Source organism: Bacillus sp. GM2 (assembly GCF_056155945.1).
Genome location: NZ_JBRKSZ010000008.1, coordinates 581,960 through 601,176 on the forward strand (window position 1 = coordinate 581,960; position 19,217 = coordinate 601,176).

The following is a 19,217-nucleotide window of genomic DNA, read 5'->3' on the forward strand; positions in this document are numbered from 1 at the left end:
GATTTAGCTGCTGCCGAAAAATTTCTTGTGCTTTCTTTTGTAATGGCGATGACCGTACCCTTTTCTTTTATAATCGCTGCTGCTGTACTTTTTGTATGATTTCCGTCCGTAATCGCTGCTGCTGTATCGTCGGTTTTTGCCGTTTTGAAGTGCCTTCAATAGCTTGCGAAGCAACTCGATCAGCTCCTTTTCTGTCTTGTATTTCATATCATTCGCGCAGAAAGGCTTGATAAAGGGGGCCTGAAAGTTTTTCTTTCATATGAAAAATTTAAATTTTGAACCTCTAAAACTTTCTAAACGACCGGCAAAATTTTAAAAAAAGCGATTTGATAGACGGAAACTCAGCATTTCAAGAGGAAAAACTTATTAATCTCCCCTTTATTTCTCAAATCATTTTTACGATAATAAAGTTGTATTTACTTCCGGTCCACTGCGGCCGAATGATTTAACATAAGAAAGCAGGACAACAAGAATGGACAAGATTAAATCTTTGCTGATCACCTTGCTCGCCGTCGCCGTCGTGATCATCGGTATTGTATCTGGCGACTTTTTCACTTCAGAACACCAGCCTTCGGGCCGGCAAAACGGCTCAAACTACGATGAAGTGCTGATTTTTCCTTCGGACCGCTATCCTGAAACAGGCGCACACATTCGAAAGGCTATCAAAAAAGGGCACTCCGAAATCTGTACGATCGACAGGGACGGAGCCGCCGAACGCCGAAAGGATTCATTGAAAGATGTTCCTTCCAAATCAGGCTATGACCGCGACGAGTGGCCGATGGCCATGTGCGAAGAAGGCGGAACAGGTGCTTCTGTCGAGTATATCAGCCCGTCTGATAACCGTGGAGCAGGATCTTGGGTGGGCAATCAGGTAAGCGATTATCCGGACGGGACGAAAGTACTTTTCAAGATTAATTAACACTGGGGGTACGGTCTTTGATCAAAAAGTGGGAAGCACAAGAAATGACGATGTCATACCATCAGTTTACCGTTTATCAGAAAGGCGGAAAGCCGCCCGTTATGGATTGGACAGACGAGGATATTAAAAGAGGATATACAACGGGAGAGCACGCGGTCTCGTTTGAAGCTCTCGAAAACACGGCATCTTCAGTAGAAGTCCGTTTGAATGCCCAAAAACAGGTGCCCTCCTTCAACAGGCGCGTCACCGTTCCTTTCGAAGTGCTTTATGACGGGGTAGAAATTGCAAGCGTCCTATCCAAGAAATTGACATGCGATATTCCGCAAGGCGCCTATCAGCTGACATGCTATACAATAATGCCTGATCACAGCGGCACTGCACAGATCACCTATCTTCTCGATTTTAAACAGGCTTGAACAACGGATAAAGGCGCCGGTTTCATCCGGCGCCCCTCCTAAAGCTCTTCCCCGTTTGTCTGAATGACGTTTTGGTACCAGTAAAAGCTGTCTTTTTTAATTCTCTTCAAGTCCTTTACATTCTCTTCATCACGGTTAATATAAACGAAACCGTATCTTTTCTGGTAGCCGTTCAGCCAGCTCAATAAATCTGTAAATGACCAGCTGCAGTAGCCGATTAAATCGACTCCGTCGTTTAAAGCCTGTCTGCATTGTTCAAGGTGCGCACGCAAGTAGGCAATTCTGTAGTCATCATGAATCGTGCCGTCATTTTCAACCTTATCGAATTCCCCCAGCCCGTTTTCCGTTATGAAAAGCGGAAGCCCATAGCGGCTGGAAATCCTGCGAAGTCCGATTCTTAGACCGATCGGGTCAATGGCCCAATCCCAATTCGATGTCTCAAGATGAGGGTTCCTTTTTGTTTTGTATAAACCCGGCATGCCTGTTTCCTGATTGCTTCCCTTTTGGCCGGTCGTATTCATCTTTCCTTCCGATACCCCGTCAAGAGGATTCATTTCATATGTGATGGTTTGATAATAATTCACACCGACAAAATCGGGTTTTCCTTTTGCTAAAAGCTCCATATCCCCATCTTCAATTGTCGGCGCCCAGCCTTTTTCCTTCAGATACTTTAAAGGGATGTCCGGATATGTTCCCCGGCAGTACATATCAAGCCACCAATAGTTTGTAAATTCCTCGGCATTCTCGAAGGCGAGGATATCATCCGGACGGCTGGAGAGGGGATATGCAGGCGAATAAGCAAAACTCGGTCCGATTTTTCCATCGGGAACATACCGGCGAAAAGAATCGATTGCCTTTGCATTCGCTAGAAATGCAATATGGTTAGCCTCATAGAAGCGTTTTCTATCCTTCACACCCGGGGGATGCATCGCTGTGATAAAGCCGTGATTAAAGTTGTAATTTTGCTCGTTAAGGGACACCCAATATTTAACCCTGCCTCCATACCGCTTATAGAGCGTAACGCAATACGCATTGAAATCCTCTATAATTCTTCTGGATTCAAAGCCGCCGTATTCATCCATTAAAGCCTGGGGAAGATCCCAATGATAAAGCGTCAAAACAGGTTCAATATCATGAGCAAGGAGCTCATTAATCAAGTCATCGTAAAATCTCAAACCCGCTTCATTGGCTTCTCCCCTGCCCTGCGGAAAAATCCTCGGCCAGCTGACTGAAAAGCGGTATGCTTTTAACCCCATCTCAGCCATTAAAGCAACATCTTCTTTAAAACGGTGGTAATGGTCGACCGCAATGTCTCCATTGCTTCCTTTAAACGTTTTTCCGGGAATCTTTGTGAACACATCCCAAACCGAAAGCCCCTTGCCGTCTTCATTCCAGGCTCCTTCGATCTGGTAGGCTGCAGATGCTGATCCCCATAGGAAATGATCTGGAAATGGGCGTAGTCGCTGATGAATCATATAGCTCAACTCCTGTTTCATATTTTGATCCGGATGCTCCTTATCATATCCTATGAAACGCGTTTCAGATCAAACGTCATCTAAAAACAGCTCCGCCAAAAGCTTTTCCCGGTGCTGAAGAAAATACTTGGTTAAAGTGTAATGATCCGTATCCTCATAGTTCACTTCAGCGATTTGTTCACCATCAAAACTAAAGATTTCGGCTTCCGGATACCCTAATAAAATGGGGGAGTGGGAAGCGATGATAAACTGAGCCTGGCTGGATTTCGTCAAATCATGAATGATTTTCAAGAATGCCAGCTGTCTTGCCGGAGATAAGGCCGCTTCAGGCTCATCTAGAAGATAAATCCCCTTTTCTTTAAAACGATGCTTGAAAAGCGATAAAAAAGATTCGCCGTGCGACTGCTCGTGAAGAGATCTGCCTCCGTAGCTTCGAAATCCCGTGATATCCACTTCATCAATATGAGTGGCAAAATGATAGAAAGATTCAGCGCGCAGAAAAAAGCCGTTTGTTACTTTGGGAAGCCACGACAATCTGATATAGTCTCCAAGAGCCGATCCGGAGCCGTACACTTCATATGTGTTATTTCTTCCCCCGCCGGCTGTGTTAAATTCGCATTTATCTGCGATTGCTTCAAGCAGCGTCGATTTGCCCGATCCGTTTTCCCCGACAAAAAATGTTACGTTTTTTTGAAACGTCAGTTCTTTTAAATGTTGAATAGCAGGAATTGAAAATGGATATTTTGCATAAGAAGGAACTCCTTCCCGAAGTAAAGTCAGCTTTTTTAAAAACATGCGGACACCCCCTGCTTTGCTTTTACTCAACTGTATCACGTTTTCTTGGAGGGTAACGAAAAAAAGAGGTCTGCGCTTGTGCACAAACCTCTTTACTTAAATCGAAAATACTTCTTTTAAATGGGCGTCCAGATCAGCTAAATATTGATCCACTTGCGGATTGCTGATTACATCATGGACAGAGAATGTTTTTAAAGGCTTCATGCCGATGAATTCCTGCATTTTGTGCAAATGAAACAGCGCTTCATCAAGGCTTTTACCTTCGAAGAATGTCCCCGCCTTGGAGAATACATCCTTCGGCGCGTTCCATGTGGTTGAAAACATATACTTTTTATCGGTAAACAGTCCGCCTCTTCCGTAGTCTTCAGACCCTTGATAAAAAAGCCCGTACTCATAAATTTCATCAATATATTTTTTAAATAAAGCAGGAACGCTGAACCAGTAAACAGGCGTCTGATAAATAACGGCATCAGCCCACTTGAATTTCTCGTGTTCCTCCGGGATTTGATAGCCGTCTGCCACCACTGTTTTTTTCACTTCATATTTTTCGCTCAGCTTGTCCGCCATCGCTGTAAAAATAGTGTGATTGAGCTGTCCTCTTGCATGGGGATAGGCTTCATGCCCGTTGATGATTAAAATATTTTTCATCTTTCTTATCCTCCTTATGTTTCAATTTGCCAATACCTTTATGATTCCATCTTTCACCTTAAAAAGTAAAGCAGGTTGCACAATCAATCATTTTATTTTTTCCCAATACTAATTATCTTATTGCCTAATCCCTACTTCAGTGCTATGGTTTACTTGACTAAAGGAATAGGAGGATTGTTTTAAGTGAATAAATTGCATACGTATAAGCGCATTACATTGTTGATAACTGTGTTGGCGCTTGCTCTTATAACAGCTGCATGCAGCACAGCTCAAAATAAGGCTGAAAACAAAAAAACGGCCTGGGATGAGATAAAGGAAAAAGGGAAGATCGTGGTAGCGACTTCAGGAACCCTTTACCCCACTTCATATCATGACACTGATTCCGGCAAGGACAAGCTGACCGGCTACGAAGTTGAAGTCATCCGTGAAGCGGCTGAACGGCTCGACCTGGATGTCGAATTTAAAGAAATGGGCTTTGACGGCATGCTGACTGCGGTGGGGAGCGGACAAGTAGACGCTGCCGCCAACGATATTACGATGACAGACGACCGCAAAGAAAAGTTTTTGTTCTCTACGCCTTATAAATATTCATTCGGAACGGCTATCGTCCGCAAAAAAGACTTATCAGGCATCCACACGCTTGAGGACTTAAAAGGAAAGAAAGCCGCTGGTGCAGCTACGACAGTTTACATGGATATCGCACGCAAATACGGAGCAGAGGAAGTCATTTACGACAACGCGACAAATGATCAATTTTTAAAGGATGTAGCGAATGGAAGAACCGACGTCATCTTAAACGACTACTACCTTCAAAAGCTCGCGCTCGCCGCAATGCCTGATCTGGATCTGACAATTCATCCCGATCTTAAATACTATCCGCATCAGCAAGGCATGATCATGAAAAAAGGAAACACTGAACTTAAAAAACAATTCGACAAAACGATTGATGAAATGCTGAAGGACGGCACAATCAAAAAGATTTCGAAAAAGTTTTTCGGCGGTGCCGATGTTTCGAAAAAGCAGGATATCGACTATATCGATGTCGATGTGAATAAATAGAGGGATTTAAATTGGGCTCTATTCAATGGGAGTATATTTTTAATGCAGAATTGGCTGCGAAATCGTTTCCTTATGTGATGCAAGGCATATGGAATACGCTTTTCATTTCTTTTGCGAGCATGTTTGCCGGTTTAATTCTCGGTTTTTTCATCGCGCTTGGGCGCATGTCCGGGCTCGCTTTGCTTCGTTGGCCGGCAAGAATCTATATCTCGTTTATGAGAGGCGTTCCGATCCTTGTCATACTATTTATCCTTTATTTCGGTTTTCCTTATATCGGAATCCAATTTACGGCTTTGGCTGCTGCCTTAATCGGCTTCAGCATCAACAGCGCCGCATACATTGCCGAGATTATCCGCTCGGCCCTGTCGTCCGTTGACAGAGGGCAGTGGGACGCTGCAAAATCGGTCGGATTCTCCTACTGGCAGACGATGCGCCACGTGATTGTCCCTCAATCGGTTAGGATTGCGCTCCCGCCTCTTGCGAACGTGATGCTTGATCTCGTTAAAGCGTCTTCCCTGGCCGCCATGATCACCGTGCCTGAATTGTTTCAGCAGGCAAAAATCGTCGGCGGACGGGAATTCGACTATATGACGATGTACATTTTAGTTGCCTTGATTTACTGGGCCATTTGCTCGGGGATCGCTTTGCTCCAGGATTTCCTGGAAAAGCGGACAGAGGTTTATATCAAAAAATAATATGAAGCTGCCGGGTACTCCGGCGGCTTACTATACTGTGAAACGGAGGCGGTATTATTCATTTCCTCAGATCAACTCATTTTCACGCAGAAAACCTTTATACGATCGACAGAAACAAAGTAAGCTATCAAACCGATTCATCTGGCCATTTCCAAGCCTCATACGTCTACTGCAACCATGCGAATGAGGAAGACCGAATTCATATATCCGTCTTCTTTGAAGGAAATGACCGGCCCTCGCAAACCTTTCCATTCATCGTTCCCGCTCATTCGTCCAAGGAAATCAACATCAGGCTCCAGCATGTGCCCGCGGGCAGACATATCGTTTATATCATCACCCAGACCTTCATGTTCGATCCAAAGGCTGAGTGCGATTGCAAATGGAATCGGGATGCCGACTATGTAGCGCCCTACTATTTTGAATTGATTTCACATGCTCCGCATCCTGACCGGCTGCCGGCACACCCTGCTTATATTGAACCCGTTAACTGTCAAATATACAGCGGAAGCGCATCTCAAACGGGATTGATTTACCTGTCTGACAAAGCAGGAAACCCCGTTGAAAAATCCGGCCGAGAAGGTCTGTATATCTCTTTGGTCAACCAGGAAGCGCATCGTTTAAAGGGCTATTTATATTACTTTCAAAATGGAGAATATCAAGAGTTCATGATCAGTCAAACTAAAGCTCAAGCATTCTCCTACGAACTCGCTCCTGAAACCGTCCAGACTTATCCGATAAACTTAAAAATACTCGGGAGCAATTATTTCCGATTTCTGTCGACATCCATCCCGCCGGACGGAGCATACCGGGACGCTCCTTTTCCGGCGAGGATGATTTACTACTCCAGGCTTTATACGTGGTAGACTCGGACCGGAATGTTATTCCGTTCCATCCCCCCGCCGGACCTTCTTAGGCTGCTTGTGCGGCAGCACAGGCAGCTCCTTATACCAAAGGACAACCCGCCTTTCACCCGAATATTGCATGGATGAGAGCCTTTTGCAGCATTAAACACCCGCCCCATCCGCATATTCCAAATACAACAGAAATGATAACCGGGAATGATGCTTTTAAACTCAAAACCACGATCAAAAGAAGAACCGCTGTGGCTGGAAACCCCCATAGCACGCCTTTCGCAAATTGGCTTAAATGCTTTAAAGATTCCCCTTGTACACTCAGCCAAAATAAACTCAGCAGACTGACAAGCGGCAAAGCCGCAATCATTCCGCCCATTTCAGGCGATTTTCGTGCAATCTCGGTTATAATGGCAATCAATATTGCAGAAACCCCGATTTTTACTATTAAAAACATGATTTTGCCTCCCGGCTTAACAAGGAAAATGCTGTTTTAACCATTTCGACTTCTTCCTCATTTAATTGCTCCAGCACCTTTTGCAGTTTTTTCGGATTAAGTCTCGTATGCCGTTTCACTGCTTCTTCACCTTCAGGCGTTAACGTGACGTAGACTTTGCGTTCATCGCTGCTGTCCCTGTTTTTCTGTACAAGCCCTTTTTGTATTAGTCTTTTCACATGTTCTGATGCCGTATTATGAGAGACATCCAACAATCTTGCTAAATGGCCAATGGTCACAAAGCGGTTTTTTTCGATATGCTGAAGCATCCGAACCGCTTGGTGAGACAATTGATCATCATGTTTCATGTGCAGATGGTAGTAAATATCCGTCCAGTTCTGATTCATCACTTCTATGGTTTGTTCCGTATTCACTTTCATCACCCTCTCTAATTACATCTTATAATACGATATATTCTTAAATCAAGACATAAAAAAAACCCGTCTTCACCGGGTGTTCGCTTTTATTTATTTCAGATGCTTTCTCAGAAACGCCAGCTTTTCGGTTTGGAACGGCGGGATGTATTCGTGTCCAAAATAACGGTACACTTTTATTTCTTTATCCGTTTCCAAGTGATTGTAAGCCGCAAAGACGGTGGATGGCGGAGTGATGGTGTCAACCAGTCCGATCGACATGAGTACGGTCGCTTTGACCAATTGGGCAAGGTTCATGACATCGAAATAAGACAGGGTATGCATGGCCGCCTGCTCAATATCCGGACTGGTGTTTCTTCTGAAAAAGGAGTTGATTTCGAGATATGGCTGGTCGATCGCTGTATCGATCGCTCGTTGAAAATTGCTTAAATAAGGGTATTCTGACACGGCTGCTTTTGGAATATCGGACAGCGCCGAAACCGCGACGGCCAGCCCGCCTCCTTGGCTTGCCCCGATCACCCCGATCCGCTTTTCATCGACTTCAGCAAAACCGCTGACCACTTCGACTGCTCGTACGGCATCTAAATAGACCCCTCTGTAGTAATATGTTTTCGGATCGAGGATTCCTTTTGTCATCCAGCCGGGTACATGTCCGTGATGAGAGATCTCTGTATCTTCACTGCTGTTCTGTCCGCGGACCAGCATACCGAATGCCGCATAGCCGTGAAGAGCCCAATTGACAATATCGTGAATGTCTCCGTCATAGCTTGCGTTATAGCCGTGGTATTTGACGATCGCAGGATGAGGCCCTTGGCGGTCGGGTACTGCGTACCAGCCTTTAATTCGCGCTCCCCCGATGCTTCTGTATGTAAGCCAGTAGACTTTTACCCCGTCAGCCGGATATTCATGCGGTTCAAGCTGCGGTCCCGCTTTTTCATTTGCCAATTCCTCCAATGAACCCTTCCAGAACTCTTTAAAATCGGCCGGTGCCGTCCGTTCAGGTTTATACTGATAAAGCTGTTCAAGCGGCATATCATAAGGCTGCTGCATCTTTTCTTTCCCCTCTTCTTTTCATTTTTTGAATATTCTTATCATAACATTCCCTTTCAAGGCTGTGTATTGATTCTGTTACTCATGCGCCTCCCATTATCTGACCCCCGCCACACAAAACCGCTTTTTTCAATTTATGTTATAATGCTAGATTGAAACTAAAAATATGGATTTGCGCGGAGGTTTTTTTGTGGCTTCACAATCCTTTCTGCAGCTGAACTCAATATTTATCAGTATATTAATAGAAGCGATTCCGTTCGTCTTGATCGGGGTTTTTATATCAGGTTTGATTCAAATGTTTGTGACGGAGGAGATGATGGCGAAAATCATTCCGAAAAACCGATTTCTCGCCGTTTTGTCAGGAACATTTGCCGGGGTATTGTTTCCGGCTTGCGAGTGCGGCATCGTTCCGATTGCCCGCAGGCTGCTTTTAAAGGGAGTGCCGCTTCATGCGGCGGTCGCCTTCATGCTGACGGCCCCGATCATCAATCCGATTGTATTATTCTCGACATTCATCGCTTTCGGAAACAAATGGGATGTCGTGTTCTACCGGGGCGGGTTGGCGATTGCGGTGTCTCTCATTGCCGGGCTGATCATCTCTTATCAATTTAAAGGGAATCAGCTGATCGAAAACGGGACGCACGGACATCACCACCATGTCCATGAGAGCCAGTCTTTCCTGCAAAAGCTCGGCGGGACGCTCCGCCATGCAGTTGACGAGTTTTTCTCAGTCGGAAAATATTTGATCATCGGCGCATTTGTCGCAGCAGCGATGCAGACGTATATTAAAACATCGACTCTTTTGGCGATCGGGCAGAATGATGTGTCTTCATCCCTTGTTATGATGGGGTTGTCATTTGTGCTGTCCCTTTGTTCAGAGGTCGACGCTTTTATTGCTTCTTCTTTCAGCAGCACGTTTTCACTCGGCTCACTTATCGCCTTTCTTGTATTCGGAGCGATGGTGGACATTAAAAATCTGCTGATGATGCTCGGCATCTTTAAAAAACGTTTTGTGTTTGTCTTAGTCGCCTACATCGCCGTTATTGTCTTAGCCGGATCACTGTTGGTAAAGGGGTGAGAACATGTTTCGCACATTCATTTTAATGTTGTTTACGTTTTTCTTTTTTCATCTTCATGCATCCGGCAATCTGACAAAATATATTAATATGAAATATGCTTACCTTTCATACATCGCTATTTTTCTTCTGGCCATTTTGACAGCGGTGCAATTCTACATTTATATGAAAGGCTCAGACGAAAAAGGATGTGACCGCGACTGCGGATGCGGCCATGATCACGATCATGAAAAAGATAAGCCTTTTCTGAAAAGGATGTTCATTTATTTCGTGTTCATCTTCCCTTTATGCACCGGACTTTTTCTGCCGGCAGCGACGCTTGATTCCAATATCGTCAAGTCGAAGGGCTTCTCGTTCAAAGCGATCGAACAGCCGGAGCATTATGCCCAAACCCAGTACCTGCGCCCTGATACAAGCATCTACTACGGCGAGGAAGGGTACGATGAATTGATGAATAAAGCGCTGAAAAATTATAAAGGAAAACAGCATATTTCATTAAAAGACGATGATTTTTTGAAGGGCATGGAAACGATCTATCAATATCCGGGAGAATTCCTTGACCGAACGATCGAATTCGACGGTTTTGCCTTTAAAGGGGAAGCGATCAATGATAAACAGCTGTTTGTTCTCCGCTTCGGAATCATTCATTGCATCGCCGACTCGGGAGTCTACGGTATGCTGGTCGAATTCCCTGAACATACGAATATTAAAGACGATCAGTGGCTCCATGTAAAAGGAACGCTGTCTTCCGAATACTATCAGCCTTTCAAATCTACGATTCCTGTGATGAAGGTGAAGGATTGGTCTCCTATAAAAGAGCCGAAAGATCCTTACGTTTATCGGACATATTAAAAGCCGGCACTTCATGCACCGGCTTTTCTTTTTCTGTTTACGATTTGTAGCCTGCTTTCTTCATCAGCATTAAATCGATAAACAATTGACATCTAGTATTAAAATCATTGAGATCGATCGATGTCATTTCCAATATTTGTTTGATACGGTAGTTGAGCGTGTTTTGGTGGATAAACAGCTGTTCTGCGGATGGCTTGACCTTGCAGTTGTTGACGAGATAAATTTCAAGCGTTCTCAAAAATTCGGTGTGGCTTTCTTTATCTTTTTCTTTCAGCAGCTGAAGGTCCGGGTTTAAATATTGCAGATGATCGTTTTTTGCGGCGATTTGATCAAGATACCTGAAAAGCCCGAGCTTTTGGTATTCATAGGGAATGTGTTCCTGGCTTCCCGTGATTTCCGCTGCTTTCGTCACTTGGAGCGCCTCTCTGTAGCTTCTGCCAAGGGACAGCGGGCTGCTGTACTCATTGCCGACCCCGATTAAAATAAGAGGCAGCATTTGCGAGCGCAAATGGGTCAACAGACGGTTGATCAGTTCTGAGGCAGCGGCCAGCGCGGAACGCTTGCGCGACACACTGCCGACAATGATTGCGATATTCGAATGATCCTCCAGTACGTGACTGATGTTGTCTTTCAGGTTTAAATAAGACCGGATCGTTTCCTTTAGATCTTCGAGCAGTTCATCCTCCCCGTCAACGACTTGAAGCACCATGACGGTAAACACGGCCGGCAGGACGACGTTCGCTTTATCGGCGGCGGCCTTCAGCTCTTTTTCCGTTTGAAACTGATCGTTAATTGCCTTTTTGTAAAGCTCTTCCGCCTGTTCTTCTTTTTCTTGTTTGAGGCGTTTTTTCTTATAAATGATCTTCCCGACATGAAAGGAAGCTTGATATAAGAAATCAAGCTCTTCATCAGACAGGTTGTCTTCAATCTCCTGCACCCAGATATAGCCCATTATTTCGTCTTTATGCTTGGCGCTGACGACAACCCGCTGGTTTAAGCCGATTTCTTCAATCTGTTTTACCCGAAAAGGAGTCGGAATCGTTTTCAATTGATCAATAATGCCTTCTTCGACGAACTTTTCAAAGATCGGCAGCGGACATTTTTTGGAGAAAATCGTTTGCTGGTTTGCTGCATCAAAATGGTTAATATAATAGGAGTTGTAAGCTAATAAGAAAAAATCTGCGCTTTCCAGTATGACCGGCTTTTTCAGCTCCCCGCTGATAAAGTCAATGATCTCATTAATGTTTGAAAGAGAAACAACTTGTTCTAATAGCTCTTCCATATCCTTTCTCCTACTCGTTTTTAACTTAATCATACTTCTCCTTTACACTCTTGTATAGACTTATATGCGACTTTTAAAAAAATGGGATCAATCCCCTGTTAGAAGGGGGAGAAGGCCTATAAAAAGAGAGACGGAGAATGGTTCCCCATCTCCGTCATCGTTACAGCGTTTGTTTGTATTGCTCGAATTCATCAAGCACCTGCTGCTCCGGTTTTGACGTCAATAGACTGACGACAAACACAAACAGCAAGCTGGCGGCAAAGCCCGGAATCACTTCATAAAGAACATCGGAAAGCCCGGCTTCCGCCCAAATGATGACGGTAAGCGCTCCGGCAACCATTCCGGCAAGCGCCCCCCATTTTGTCATCCTCTTCCAAAACAAACTTAAGATGACCACGGGGCCGAACGACGCTCCGAAACCCGCCCAAGCATAGCTGACAAGACCGAGAATCGTATTGTTTTTTGTCCAGGCGAGACAGAGTCCGACAATGGAAACCGCCAAAACCGAAAGCCGTCCGAAAAAGACGAGTTCTTTATCAGATGCAGAGCGCTTAAATAGTGTTTTGTATAAATCTTCAGTTAGAGAACTTGATGTCACAAGCAGCTGGGAGGAAATTGTACTCATAACCGCTGCCAAAATCGCCGAGATTAAATCCTGTGATTAGAGGGTGAAACAGGATGTTACCCAATTGAATGAAGATGGTCTCCGGATCATCCAAGTGAAGCCCATTCTTCGAGTAATACGCAATACCGAGCAATCCGGTCAGCAGTGCGCCCGCACTTGAAAAGATCATCCAACCCATGCCGATCCGGCGCGCTTTCTTCGTTTCCTTGATGGAGGATATCGCCATAAAGCGCACGATAATATGAGGCTGTCCAAAATAGCCGAGGCCCCATGAGAACAAGGAGATGATGCCGAGGACGCTCGTACCTTTAAAAATATTGAGGAGGTTTGGATCGATCGACTGGATCTCGCTGAAGGCTTCTCCAGGTCCTCCCGTCTGAATGACCGTCACAATCGGAACAAGAATTAACGCGACAAACATAATGATGCCTTGGACAAAGTCCGTCCAGCTGACTGCCAAAAACCCGCCGAAAAGCGTGTAGGCCACGACAACGCCTGAAATGATCCACAGCCCTGCATGGTAATCCAAATTAAATATGCTGTTAAATAAAACGCCCCCGGAAACCATTCCAGATGATACATAAAACGTAAAAAAGGTAATAATGACGACTCCGGAAAATATTCACAGGATCTTTGATTTGTCATGAAAACGGTTTTCTAAAAATGCAGGGATAGTGATTGAATTGCCCGCTACTTCGGTGTATGACCTTAGACGCGGCGCTACAAATATCCAGTTCGCCCAAGCGCCGAGTACGAGTCCGATGACAATCCACGAACCGCTCAGGCCTGTTGCAAACATGGCGCCCGGCAGCCCCATCAAAAGCCAGCCGCTCATGTCTGATGCGCCGGCGCTGAGCGCCGTGACAGCAGGCCCGAGCGTTCGTCCGCCAAGCATATAGTCTGAGAGGTTTGCTGTCCGTTTGTAAGCGTAATACCCAATATAAAGCATCCCTACCATGTAAATCACGATGGAAATGATCAATTGTACGTTCTGAATAAGAATCTCCCCCCAAGTTGCCGTTTATCTAAATTTTTAGACTAATTTCTCTTTTTTTGAAGGCAGCCTATGAAAGGCTGCCTTCGTCCCCCTGTTTAACCCCTTTTCTTACACCTTAAAACGTTTCGCTGATCGTCTTCGCCTGCATGTGAAGTGCAAGATAATCAGGTCCGCCCGCTTTAGAATCGGTTCCCGACATTTTGAAACCGCCAAACGGATGGTAGCCGACGATCGCCCCTGTACAGTTGCGGTTGAAATACAGATTTCCGACATGGAATTCTTGTTTTGCTCTGTTGATATGGTCGCGGTTTTTAGTAATGACCGCGCCTGTCAGGCCGTATTCGGTGTTGTTGGCAACCTCCAGCGCCTCATCAAAGCTGCTGACTTTCGAGAAAGCAACAACAGGTCCGAAAATTTCTTCCTGCATTAACCGGGCTTTCGGATCCAGATCGGCAAAGATCGTCGGATCGATGAAGTACCCTTTTGAATCATCGCCTTTTCCTCCGCTGACTAAACGGCCTTCTTCTTTTCCGATTTCGATATAGTCCATGATTTTATTAAACGATGCCTGGTCAATGACAGGTCCCATGTAAACGTCCGCGCTGTCAGGCTCTCCGACTTTCTTGGACTCCGTAATTTCGATCACACGCTTCAATACTTCGTCATATACCTTTTCATGCACGACAGCACGTGAACCTGCTGAACATTTTTGGCCTGCAAAGCCGAAGGCAGATGTGAAAATTGATTGTGCAGCCAATTCAATGTCACAGTCCTCATCAACGACGACCGTATCTTTTCCGCCCATCTCAGCAATCACTTGTTTTAAGTGTGTCTGACCAGGCTGAACCTTCGCTGCGCGCTCAAAAATGCGCGTTCCGACTTCCCTTGAACCTGTAAACGTAATGATGCTTGTTTTCGGATGATCCACCAGGTAATCCCCGACTTCAGCTCCGCTTCCAGGGACAAAGTTGACTACTCCTTTTGGAAGTCCGCTTTCTTCGAGCACTTCAACGAACTTGGCAGCAATGACTGGCGCTGCGCTTGCGGGCTTCAGAACAACCGTGTTTCCTGTCACGATCGGCGCAACCGTCGTTCCGGCCATGATCGCGAAGAGGAAGTTCCAAGGCGGAATAACAACCGTAACACCAGTCGGTGTGTACACATATTGATTGCGTTCGCCTTCACGGCTGTTAACCGGCTTTCCTTTCGCAAGCTCAATCATTTGCCGCGCATAGTATTCCATAAAATCGATCGCTTCTGCCGTATCCGCATCCGCTTCATTCCAAGGTTTCCCTGCTTCTTTGACTAAAAGCGCAGAAAACTCATGCTTTTTGCGGCGCACATTGGCAGCCGCGCGGAATAAAACAGCCGCTCTTTCTTCAGGATCTGTGTACCTCCAAGTTTCAAACGCTTTCGCAGCCGCCTGAATGGCCTTTTCCGCATGATCCTGAGTAGCCTTGGATACAGTGCCTACAACTTCTTCTTTGTTTGCAGGATTGATCGATACGATCTTGTCTTCCGTTTCATACCTTTCTCCATCGATAACAAGAGGATAGGACTGACCCAGCCATTCGTTATTTACCGTTTCCAGAGCTTTTTCGAATGCCTTCCGGTTTTCTTCGATCCCGAAATTTGTAAATGGTTCGTGTTTGTAAGGTGTTGTCATGCTAATCTCCCCTTTTTATCGTTTTATTTCTTCGTCATGCCTTTAAACGCAAAAGCGATGTTGGCAGGCCGTTCGGCAAGCCGTCTCATAAAGTAACCGTACCAGTCGTCTCCGTAAGGAAGATACACGCGCATATTGTAGCCTTCCTTCACCAGTTCCAGCTGAGTTTTGCTGCGCATCCCGTACAGCATTTGAAATTCGAAGCGGTCTTTGCCGATTTGATGCTCTTTCGCAATTTCTTTGGTGTAATCAATCATCTTGTCGTCATGAGTTGCGATGGCTGTGTAATGGCCGCTCAGCAGCTGCTTTTTAATGAGCTTTTTGTAATTCTCATCCACATCTTTTTTGTCAGGAAACGCCACTTGCGGCGATTCTTTATAAGCTCCCTTCACAAGACGGAAAAACGGATTATACGGATTAAGCTCCTCCAAATCCTGTTCGGTCCGGTACAAGTAAGCCTGCAGGACCGTGCTGACATACTCGTATTTCTGCCTGAACTCCTTAAAGAGGTCAAGCGTCTTTTGGCAGCGCACTTCATCTTCCATATCGATTGTGACCATCACTTTGTGCTGTTCGGCACATTCCAGAATGCTGGTCATATTATCCCTGACAAGGTCAAGGTCAATATCGAGCCCCAGTGACGTCATCTTTAATGAAACATGTGAATTAAGCTGTTCCTGAGCAATCAGCTGAATGGTCCGAATGCATTCCTGCGTGCGTTCCCTTGCGACTTCCCTGCTGTCTACAAATTCGCCCAAGTGATCAACTGTGACAGTCAACCCTTGTTCGTTCAGCTCCTTAATAATCGGAATTGAAGCTTCAAAATCTTTTCCTCCGATAATTTTTCCGGTCGCGACGGAACTCCCCCAATTTCTCGCCAGGCGATTCAGGATGCTGCTTTTAGATAAGAATAGGAAAAAGTCTCTTGTTATCACTTCCATTACTCACACCCCGCCATCTCATGAAATATTTCTTTATATTCTTAATTTTATAAGAGCTAAGGGTCGATTCACAATATTTCGAAAAAACAAAAAAGCTGACGATTTTTGTGGTTTTTCCACAATGTTTTACATCTGCTGGGATTTTTTCAGAAACTTTCTGCCTAAAACTTGTATGGTATACGACAATAGAATTAGGAAGAAACTTCGGTAAAGAACAGGATGCGTTTTCGGCGAACCCCTTTTTGCGAATGCCCTTTCTGCCGTTCCGCGCCACTTTGTTTGAAAACGCTTTCTGTTATACTCAACCATTTCCCTATGAATGCAAAGAAAAAACCCTTTAAGAATACTTAAAGGGAATACTATGTTATGCCCACACCTCGTCTAGCGTTTCTCTAAACACCCGGTCAAGCTCCTGCGTCAGATCTTCATGATCCGTTTTATAGGCTTTGGCTACCGTCTGAAGCCGCTCCAATTCACGATCAATAAATGCGTGGAGAATGGGGTTTTGAGGTTCAAGATTGAACTCCTCCCCTTTCTTTTTCCTTTCAAGCAGCTGATGGATTTCCGTTTTCAGCGGTCCATCTTCCGTAAGTTCGTCAAGCAAAACCTGAAATTCAATCGGAGGAACCGTCCGGCGGCTTTCAATCCACTGGCAAGCCAGAATTGGGCGGAGCACATAAAAATATTTTTTGATTTTCACTTCTTCCCGCTGCAGATAGTGGCGGAAATTCCCTGATGCCATATTGAGATAATGATACATGCAGGAGACTGGAGAAAAGGCGCGGCTTTTCAGCTGCCTCATTTTTTCCGCCAGCGAATAGGCTTCATAATAAACCGTTCCCGAGGAAAGCCATTCGAGAAGCGGAGGGTTTGATTTCCTAAACAGTCTTAACGCTTTTGTCAACTCCCAGCCGCTGATATCGAGAGAATCGTCAATCGGCAGTTCAATCACATCGCGCTTTGCATCAATTGACAGATACCAGTCTTTTTGATGGACATAAATAAATCTAACGTCGTAATCACTGTCCTGTGAGGGAAAGCCCCAGGCCCTACTGCCCGATTCAACCGCATAGAGGATTTTAACACCATATGTCGCTTCAATGTTTTTCAGTTCTTCTTGAATTCGCTCTTTCATGATAAGTGCACCGCCAGTCTATCGTTTTATTATTTACATTATAGTGCTCGATCCGGCAATAAGCGACTTTTTTGCGGTCGCAGAGCCAGAAAATATCTTATCCAGAGAAGTGGCTGCCGTGCATTCTTTGGCCTGCCCGTTTTTATGGCGGAGGGGCGGATAGCATGAGCCAAACGGTCAAACAAGACCGAAAGAGCCAATGATCAGACAAATCATTGGCTCTTTGCTTATTCCAGTATATTTACACAGCGATAGAAACAGCTTAATTAAACGTTTGTTTAAGACTGACCAAGCCCAAGTATCTCCACAATGTAGTCGGCCGTTTCCTCGGCAGACCGGTTATCTGTTTCCACTTTCAAGTTGTGGAATGCATAGATGCTCTTTCTCTCATTGAACAGCTGTTTCATTTCTTCGATTGAGCGGTTATGAAGAACCGGCCTGTTCTCAATCAAGAGATCCATCCGCTGCTTCCAACTCTCCCATGTTAAATCAAGAAAGATGACAAAGCAGTGTTCGAGGCACTTCTTTCTGATGTCCTCCTGTTGGAAAGCGCCTCCCCCTAAAGATACGATGCTGCCCATTGTATGTTCGCACATCTGAAAAATATATTCTTTTTCAGTCTGTCTGAAAAACGCTTCCCCTTTTTGTTTAAACATCTCCGGAATAGTCATTTGAAAGTCTTTTTCGATCTGCTGGTCGATATCGATAAAGTCGCGGTCTAATTTCTTTGACAGAAGCTGACCGATGGTTGTTTTCCCGACGCCCATAAACCCGATCAGCACGATATTCTTATCTCTCATTGCGGCATTCATTTCCAGCTTATACTCCTCCTTGCATAAAGGAATCAAATATCTTAATTATATGACAAATCCAGCTGGAATGATATAGGGTGCCTGTTAATAAAAAAGAGGCTGAAGTCAGCCTCTTTTTTGCTATTTCCACCAGTCGTCAAACATTGAAGCAGGGACTTGGCGTTTGTGCTCGGATGCCTTATAGCGTTTTTCGATAGCCTCTGCCACCTCGCTGGAGACAGCTTTTCCTTCAAGGTAGTCGTCGATGTTATCATACGTCAGGCCGAGCTCTGTTTCATCGGATTGCTGAGGTTTTTCATCAAGCAAATCGGCGGTCGGAGACTTCGTATAAAGCCGCTCAGGCGCTCCCAGTTCTTCCAGCAGGCGTCTGCCCTGGCGCTTTGTCAATCCTGTCAGCGGCAAAAGGTCTGCGCCTCCGTCTCCGTATTTTGTGAAGAATCCGGTAACAGCTTCTGCAGCATGGTCTGTTCCGATCACCAGCAGCTGATTTTGACCCCCGATCGCATATTGGGCAATCATCCGGACTCTTGCTTTTACATTGCCTTTATGAAAATCGGCAAGCGCCTCTCCCGTGACTGACTGATATTGAGCAGCAAATGAGCCTACAGTTGAAGCAATGTCAAAAGCAAAAGATTTGTCCGGCTGGATAAATTTCAGCGCCAGCTGGGCGTCATCTTCATCCTGCTGAACGCCGTAAGGCAAGCGGACCGCAATAAATTCCGCCTGAACGCCTTCTTCTCTCAATTCTTCAACAGCCAGCTGGGCAAGCCTGCCCGCCAATGTCGAGTCCTGTCCTCCGCTAATGCCTAAAACAAAACCTTTGGCACCCGTTTTTTTCAAATAGCTTTTTAAAAAACCGACCCTTTTTTCAATTTCCTGTTTCGGTTCGATAGAAGGCTTTACATTCAGTTCCTGCATGATTTTTTCTTGTAAAGTCATCCGTCATTCCTCCTTTTGACTGAATGAACCGTAATGATTATGTCTTTAACTATAGCATATGTTTTATTTCAAAGTGAATATTGAGGTGCGCAGAGAGCCTTTCCTCCCTCTTTT

Annotated in this window: 20 protein-coding genes and 1 pseudogene; 7 read left to right on the top strand and 14 right to left on the bottom strand. The window is 45.2% G+C overall.

What is annotated here, in order from left to right; genetic code table 11:
- Positions 1 to 3 precede the first annotated feature (3 nt).
- A complete protein-coding gene (locus ACVC9U_RS17570; RefSeq protein WP_003178812.1) occupies positions 4 to 207 on the bottom strand; it encodes a hypothetical protein in 204 nt (67 codons plus the stop codon).
- A 265-nt stretch (positions 208 to 472) separates the two neighbouring features.
- Here ACVC9U_RS17570 and ACVC9U_RS17575 point away from each other — a divergent pair, with 265 nt between their 5' ends.
- Both ACVC9U_RS17575 and ACVC9U_RS17580 read left to right on the top strand, forming a co-directional pair.
- Positions 473 to 919 (top strand): NucA/NucB deoxyribonuclease domain-containing protein, encoded by a 447-nt coding sequence (locus ACVC9U_RS17575; RefSeq protein WP_009330244.1) that lies wholly within the window; start codon positions 473 to 475, stop codon positions 917 to 919.
- Positions 920 to 936: 17 nt separating this feature from the next.
- Entirely contained in the window at positions 937 to 1,335 is a 399-nt protein-coding gene (locus ACVC9U_RS17580) for a competence protein ComJ (RefSeq protein WP_003178808.1), read from the top strand.
- A 38-nt stretch (positions 1,336 to 1,373) separates the two neighbouring features.
- Here the strand turns inward: ACVC9U_RS17580 and ACVC9U_RS17585 are convergent, their stop codons facing one another.
- From ACVC9U_RS17585 to ACVC9U_RS17595, 3 genes are all read right to left on the bottom strand, one after another.
- Complete coding sequence (locus ACVC9U_RS17585) at positions 1,374 to 2,810, bottom strand: glycoside hydrolase family 1 protein (RefSeq protein WP_003178806.1); 1,437 nt, start codon at positions 2,808 to 2,810, stop codon at positions 1,374 to 1,376.
- A gap of 69 nt (positions 2,811 to 2,879) precedes the next feature.
- On the bottom strand, positions 2,880 to 3,605 hold the full coding sequence (locus ACVC9U_RS17590; RefSeq protein ID WP_003178804.1) for an AAA family ATPase: 726 nt from the start codon (positions 3,603 to 3,605) through the stop codon (positions 2,880 to 2,882).
- A 96-nt stretch (positions 3,606 to 3,701) separates the two neighbouring features.
- A complete protein-coding gene (locus ACVC9U_RS17595) occupies positions 3,702 to 4,253 on the bottom strand; it encodes an NAD(P)H-dependent oxidoreductase (protein ID WP_003178803.1) in 552 nt (183 codons plus the stop codon).
- A gap of 183 nt (positions 4,254 to 4,436) precedes the next feature.
- On the opposite strand from ACVC9U_RS17595, the gene ACVC9U_RS17600 reads away from it, so the two are divergent.
- The 3 genes from ACVC9U_RS17600 to ACVC9U_RS17610 all read left to right on the top strand — a co-directional run bounded on the left by ACVC9U_RS17600 (position 4,437) and on the right by ACVC9U_RS17610 (position 6,870).
- Positions 4,437 to 5,312 carry a transporter substrate-binding domain-containing protein gene (locus ACVC9U_RS17600; protein ID WP_003178801.1) on the top strand — a complete coding sequence of 292 codons (876 nt, stop codon included), beginning with the start codon at positions 4,437 to 4,439 and terminating at the stop codon, positions 5,310 to 5,312.
- Between the two features lie 11 nt (positions 5,313 to 5,323).
- Positions 5,324 to 6,007 carry an amino acid ABC transporter permease gene (locus ACVC9U_RS17605; RefSeq protein WP_003178799.1) on the top strand — a complete coding sequence of 228 codons (684 nt, stop codon included), beginning with the start codon at positions 5,324 to 5,326 and terminating at the stop codon, positions 6,005 to 6,007.
- 302 nt (positions 6,008 to 6,309) lie between these two features.
- A complete protein-coding gene (locus ACVC9U_RS17610) occupies positions 6,310 to 6,870 on the top strand; it encodes a hypothetical protein (RefSeq protein ID WP_003178794.1) in 561 nt (186 codons plus the stop codon).
- 103 nt (positions 6,871 to 6,973) lie between these two features.
- On the opposite strand, the gene ACVC9U_RS17615 is transcribed toward ACVC9U_RS17610, so the two are convergent.
- From ACVC9U_RS17615 to ACVC9U_RS17625, 3 genes are all read right to left on the bottom strand, one after another.
- On the bottom strand, positions 6,974 to 7,315 hold the full coding sequence (locus ACVC9U_RS17615; RefSeq protein ID WP_003178792.1) for a DUF3147 family protein: 342 nt from the start codon (positions 7,313 to 7,315) through the stop codon (positions 6,974 to 6,976).
- Positions 7,306 to 7,734 (bottom strand): MarR family winged helix-turn-helix transcriptional regulator, encoded by a 429-nt coding sequence (locus tag ACVC9U_RS17620; RefSeq protein ID WP_003178790.1) that lies wholly within the window; start codon positions 7,732 to 7,734, stop codon positions 7,306 to 7,308. Before ACVC9U_RS17620 ends, ACVC9U_RS17615 begins: the two co-directional genes overlap by 10 nt.
- A gap of 87 nt (positions 7,735 to 7,821) precedes the next feature.
- Positions 7,822 to 8,778, bottom strand: coding sequence for an acetylxylan esterase (locus ACVC9U_RS17625; RefSeq protein ID WP_003178789.1), 957 nt, complete (start codon positions 8,776 to 8,778; stop codon positions 7,822 to 7,824).
- Positions 8,779 to 8,944: 166 nt separating this feature from the next.
- Here ACVC9U_RS17625 and ACVC9U_RS17630 point away from each other — a divergent pair, with 166 nt between their 5' ends.
- Entirely contained in the window at positions 8,945 to 9,856 is a 912-nt protein-coding gene (locus ACVC9U_RS17630; RefSeq protein ID WP_441391352.1) for a permease, read from the top strand.
- 4 nt (positions 9,857 to 9,860) lie between these two features.
- On the top strand, positions 9,861 to 10,706 hold the full coding sequence (locus ACVC9U_RS17635; protein WP_023855678.1) for a TIGR03943 family putative permease subunit: 846 nt from the start codon (positions 9,861 to 9,863) through the stop codon (positions 10,704 to 10,706).
- A gap of 37 nt (positions 10,707 to 10,743) precedes the next feature.
- Here ACVC9U_RS17635 and ACVC9U_RS17640 read toward each other — a convergent pair whose 3' ends face one another.
- The 7 genes and pseudogenes from ACVC9U_RS17640 to nadE form a co-directional block, all read right to left on the bottom strand.
- Positions 10,744 to 11,988 carry a PucR family transcriptional regulator gene (locus ACVC9U_RS17640; RefSeq protein WP_441391353.1) on the bottom strand — a complete coding sequence of 415 codons (1,245 nt, stop codon included), beginning with the start codon at positions 11,986 to 11,988 and terminating at the stop codon, positions 10,744 to 10,746.
- A gap of 160 nt (positions 11,989 to 12,148) precedes the next feature.
- Positions 12,149 to 13,562 (bottom strand): annotated as a pseudogene (putP, locus tag ACVC9U_RS17645) (sodium/proline symporter PutP).
- Positions 13,563 to 13,725: 163 nt separating this feature from the next.
- Entirely contained in the window at positions 13,726 to 15,276 is a 1,551-nt protein-coding gene (pruA, locus tag ACVC9U_RS17650) for an L-glutamate gamma-semialdehyde dehydrogenase (protein WP_075753795.1), read from the bottom strand.
- A gap of 23 nt (positions 15,277 to 15,299) precedes the next feature.
- On the bottom strand, positions 15,300 to 16,211 hold the full coding sequence (locus ACVC9U_RS17655; RefSeq protein WP_178388318.1) for a proline dehydrogenase family protein: 912 nt from the start codon (positions 16,209 to 16,211) through the stop codon (positions 15,300 to 15,302).
- Between the two features lie 370 nt (positions 16,212 to 16,581).
- On the bottom strand, positions 16,582 to 17,352 hold the full coding sequence (locus ACVC9U_RS17660; protein ID WP_075753791.1) for a nucleotidyltransferase domain-containing protein: 771 nt from the start codon (positions 17,350 to 17,352) through the stop codon (positions 16,582 to 16,584).
- A gap of 278 nt (positions 17,353 to 17,630) precedes the next feature.
- Positions 17,631 to 18,164 (bottom strand): shikimate kinase, encoded by a 534-nt coding sequence (locus tag ACVC9U_RS17665; protein WP_075753789.1) that lies wholly within the window; start codon positions 18,162 to 18,164, stop codon positions 17,631 to 17,633.
- Between the two features lie 120 nt (positions 18,165 to 18,284).
- Positions 18,285 to 19,103 (bottom strand): ammonia-dependent NAD(+) synthetase, encoded by an 819-nt coding sequence (nadE, locus tag ACVC9U_RS17670; RefSeq protein WP_075753787.1) that lies wholly within the window; start codon positions 19,101 to 19,103, stop codon positions 18,285 to 18,287.
- Between the last annotated feature and the right edge of the window lie 114 nt (positions 19,104 to 19,217).

What these genes read in the sequence shown, in the direction of transcription:
- ACVC9U_RS17615 (WP_003178792.1), bottom strand. Translation starts at nt 7,315, where the DNA reads ATGTTTTTAATAGTAAAAATCGGGGTTTCTGCAATATTGATTGCCATT.
- ACVC9U_RS17620 (WP_003178790.1), bottom strand. Translation starts at nt 7,734, where the DNA reads ATGAAAGTGAATACGGAACAAACCATAGAAGTGATGAATCAGAACTGG.
- ACVC9U_RS17630 (WP_441391352.1), top strand. Translation starts at nt 8,945, where the DNA reads ATGGATTTGCGCGGAGGTTTTTTTGTGGCTTCACAATCCTTTCTGCAG.
- ACVC9U_RS17575 (WP_009330244.1), top strand. Translation starts at nt 473, where the DNA reads ATGGACAAGATTAAATCTTTGCTGATCACCTTGCTCGCCGTCGCCGTC.
- pruA (WP_075753795.1), bottom strand. Translation starts at nt 15,276, where the DNA reads ATGACAACACCTTACAAACACGAACCATTTACAAATTTCGGGATCGAA.
- ACVC9U_RS17585 (WP_003178806.1), bottom strand. Translation starts at nt 2,810, where the DNA reads ATGATTCATCAGCGACTACGCCCATTTCCAGATCATTTCCTATGGGGA.
- ACVC9U_RS17635 (WP_023855678.1), top strand. Translation starts at nt 9,861, where the DNA reads ATGTTTCGCACATTCATTTTAATGTTGTTTACGTTTTTCTTTTTTCAT.
- ACVC9U_RS17665 (WP_075753789.1), bottom strand. Translation starts at nt 18,164, where the DNA reads ATGAATGCCGCAATGAGAGATAAGAATATCGTGCTGATCGGGTTTATG.
- ACVC9U_RS17570 (WP_003178812.1), bottom strand. Translation starts at nt 207, where the DNA reads ATGAAATACAAGACAGAAAAGGAGCTGATCGAGTTGCTTCGCAAGCTA.
- ACVC9U_RS17625 (WP_003178789.1), bottom strand. Translation starts at nt 8,778, where the DNA reads ATGCAGCAGCCTTATGATATGCCGCTTGAACAGCTTTATCAGTATAAA.
- ACVC9U_RS17660 (WP_075753791.1), bottom strand. Translation starts at nt 17,352, where the DNA reads ATGAAAGAGCGAATTCAAGAAGAACTGAAAAACATTGAAGCGACATAT.
- ACVC9U_RS17595 (WP_003178803.1), bottom strand. Translation starts at nt 4,253, where the DNA reads ATGAAAAATATTTTAATCATCAACGGGCATGAAGCCTATCCCCATGCA.
- nadE (WP_075753787.1), bottom strand. Translation starts at nt 19,103, where the DNA reads ATGACTTTACAAGAAAAAATCATGCAGGAACTGAATGTAAAGCCTTCT.
- ACVC9U_RS17640 (WP_441391353.1), bottom strand. Translation starts at nt 11,988, where the DNA reads ATGGAAGAGCTATTAGAACAAGTTGTTTCTCTTTCAAACATTAATGAG.
- ACVC9U_RS17590 (WP_003178804.1), bottom strand. Translation starts at nt 3,605, where the DNA reads ATGTTTTTAAAAAAGCTGACTTTACTTCGGGAAGGAGTTCCTTCTTAT.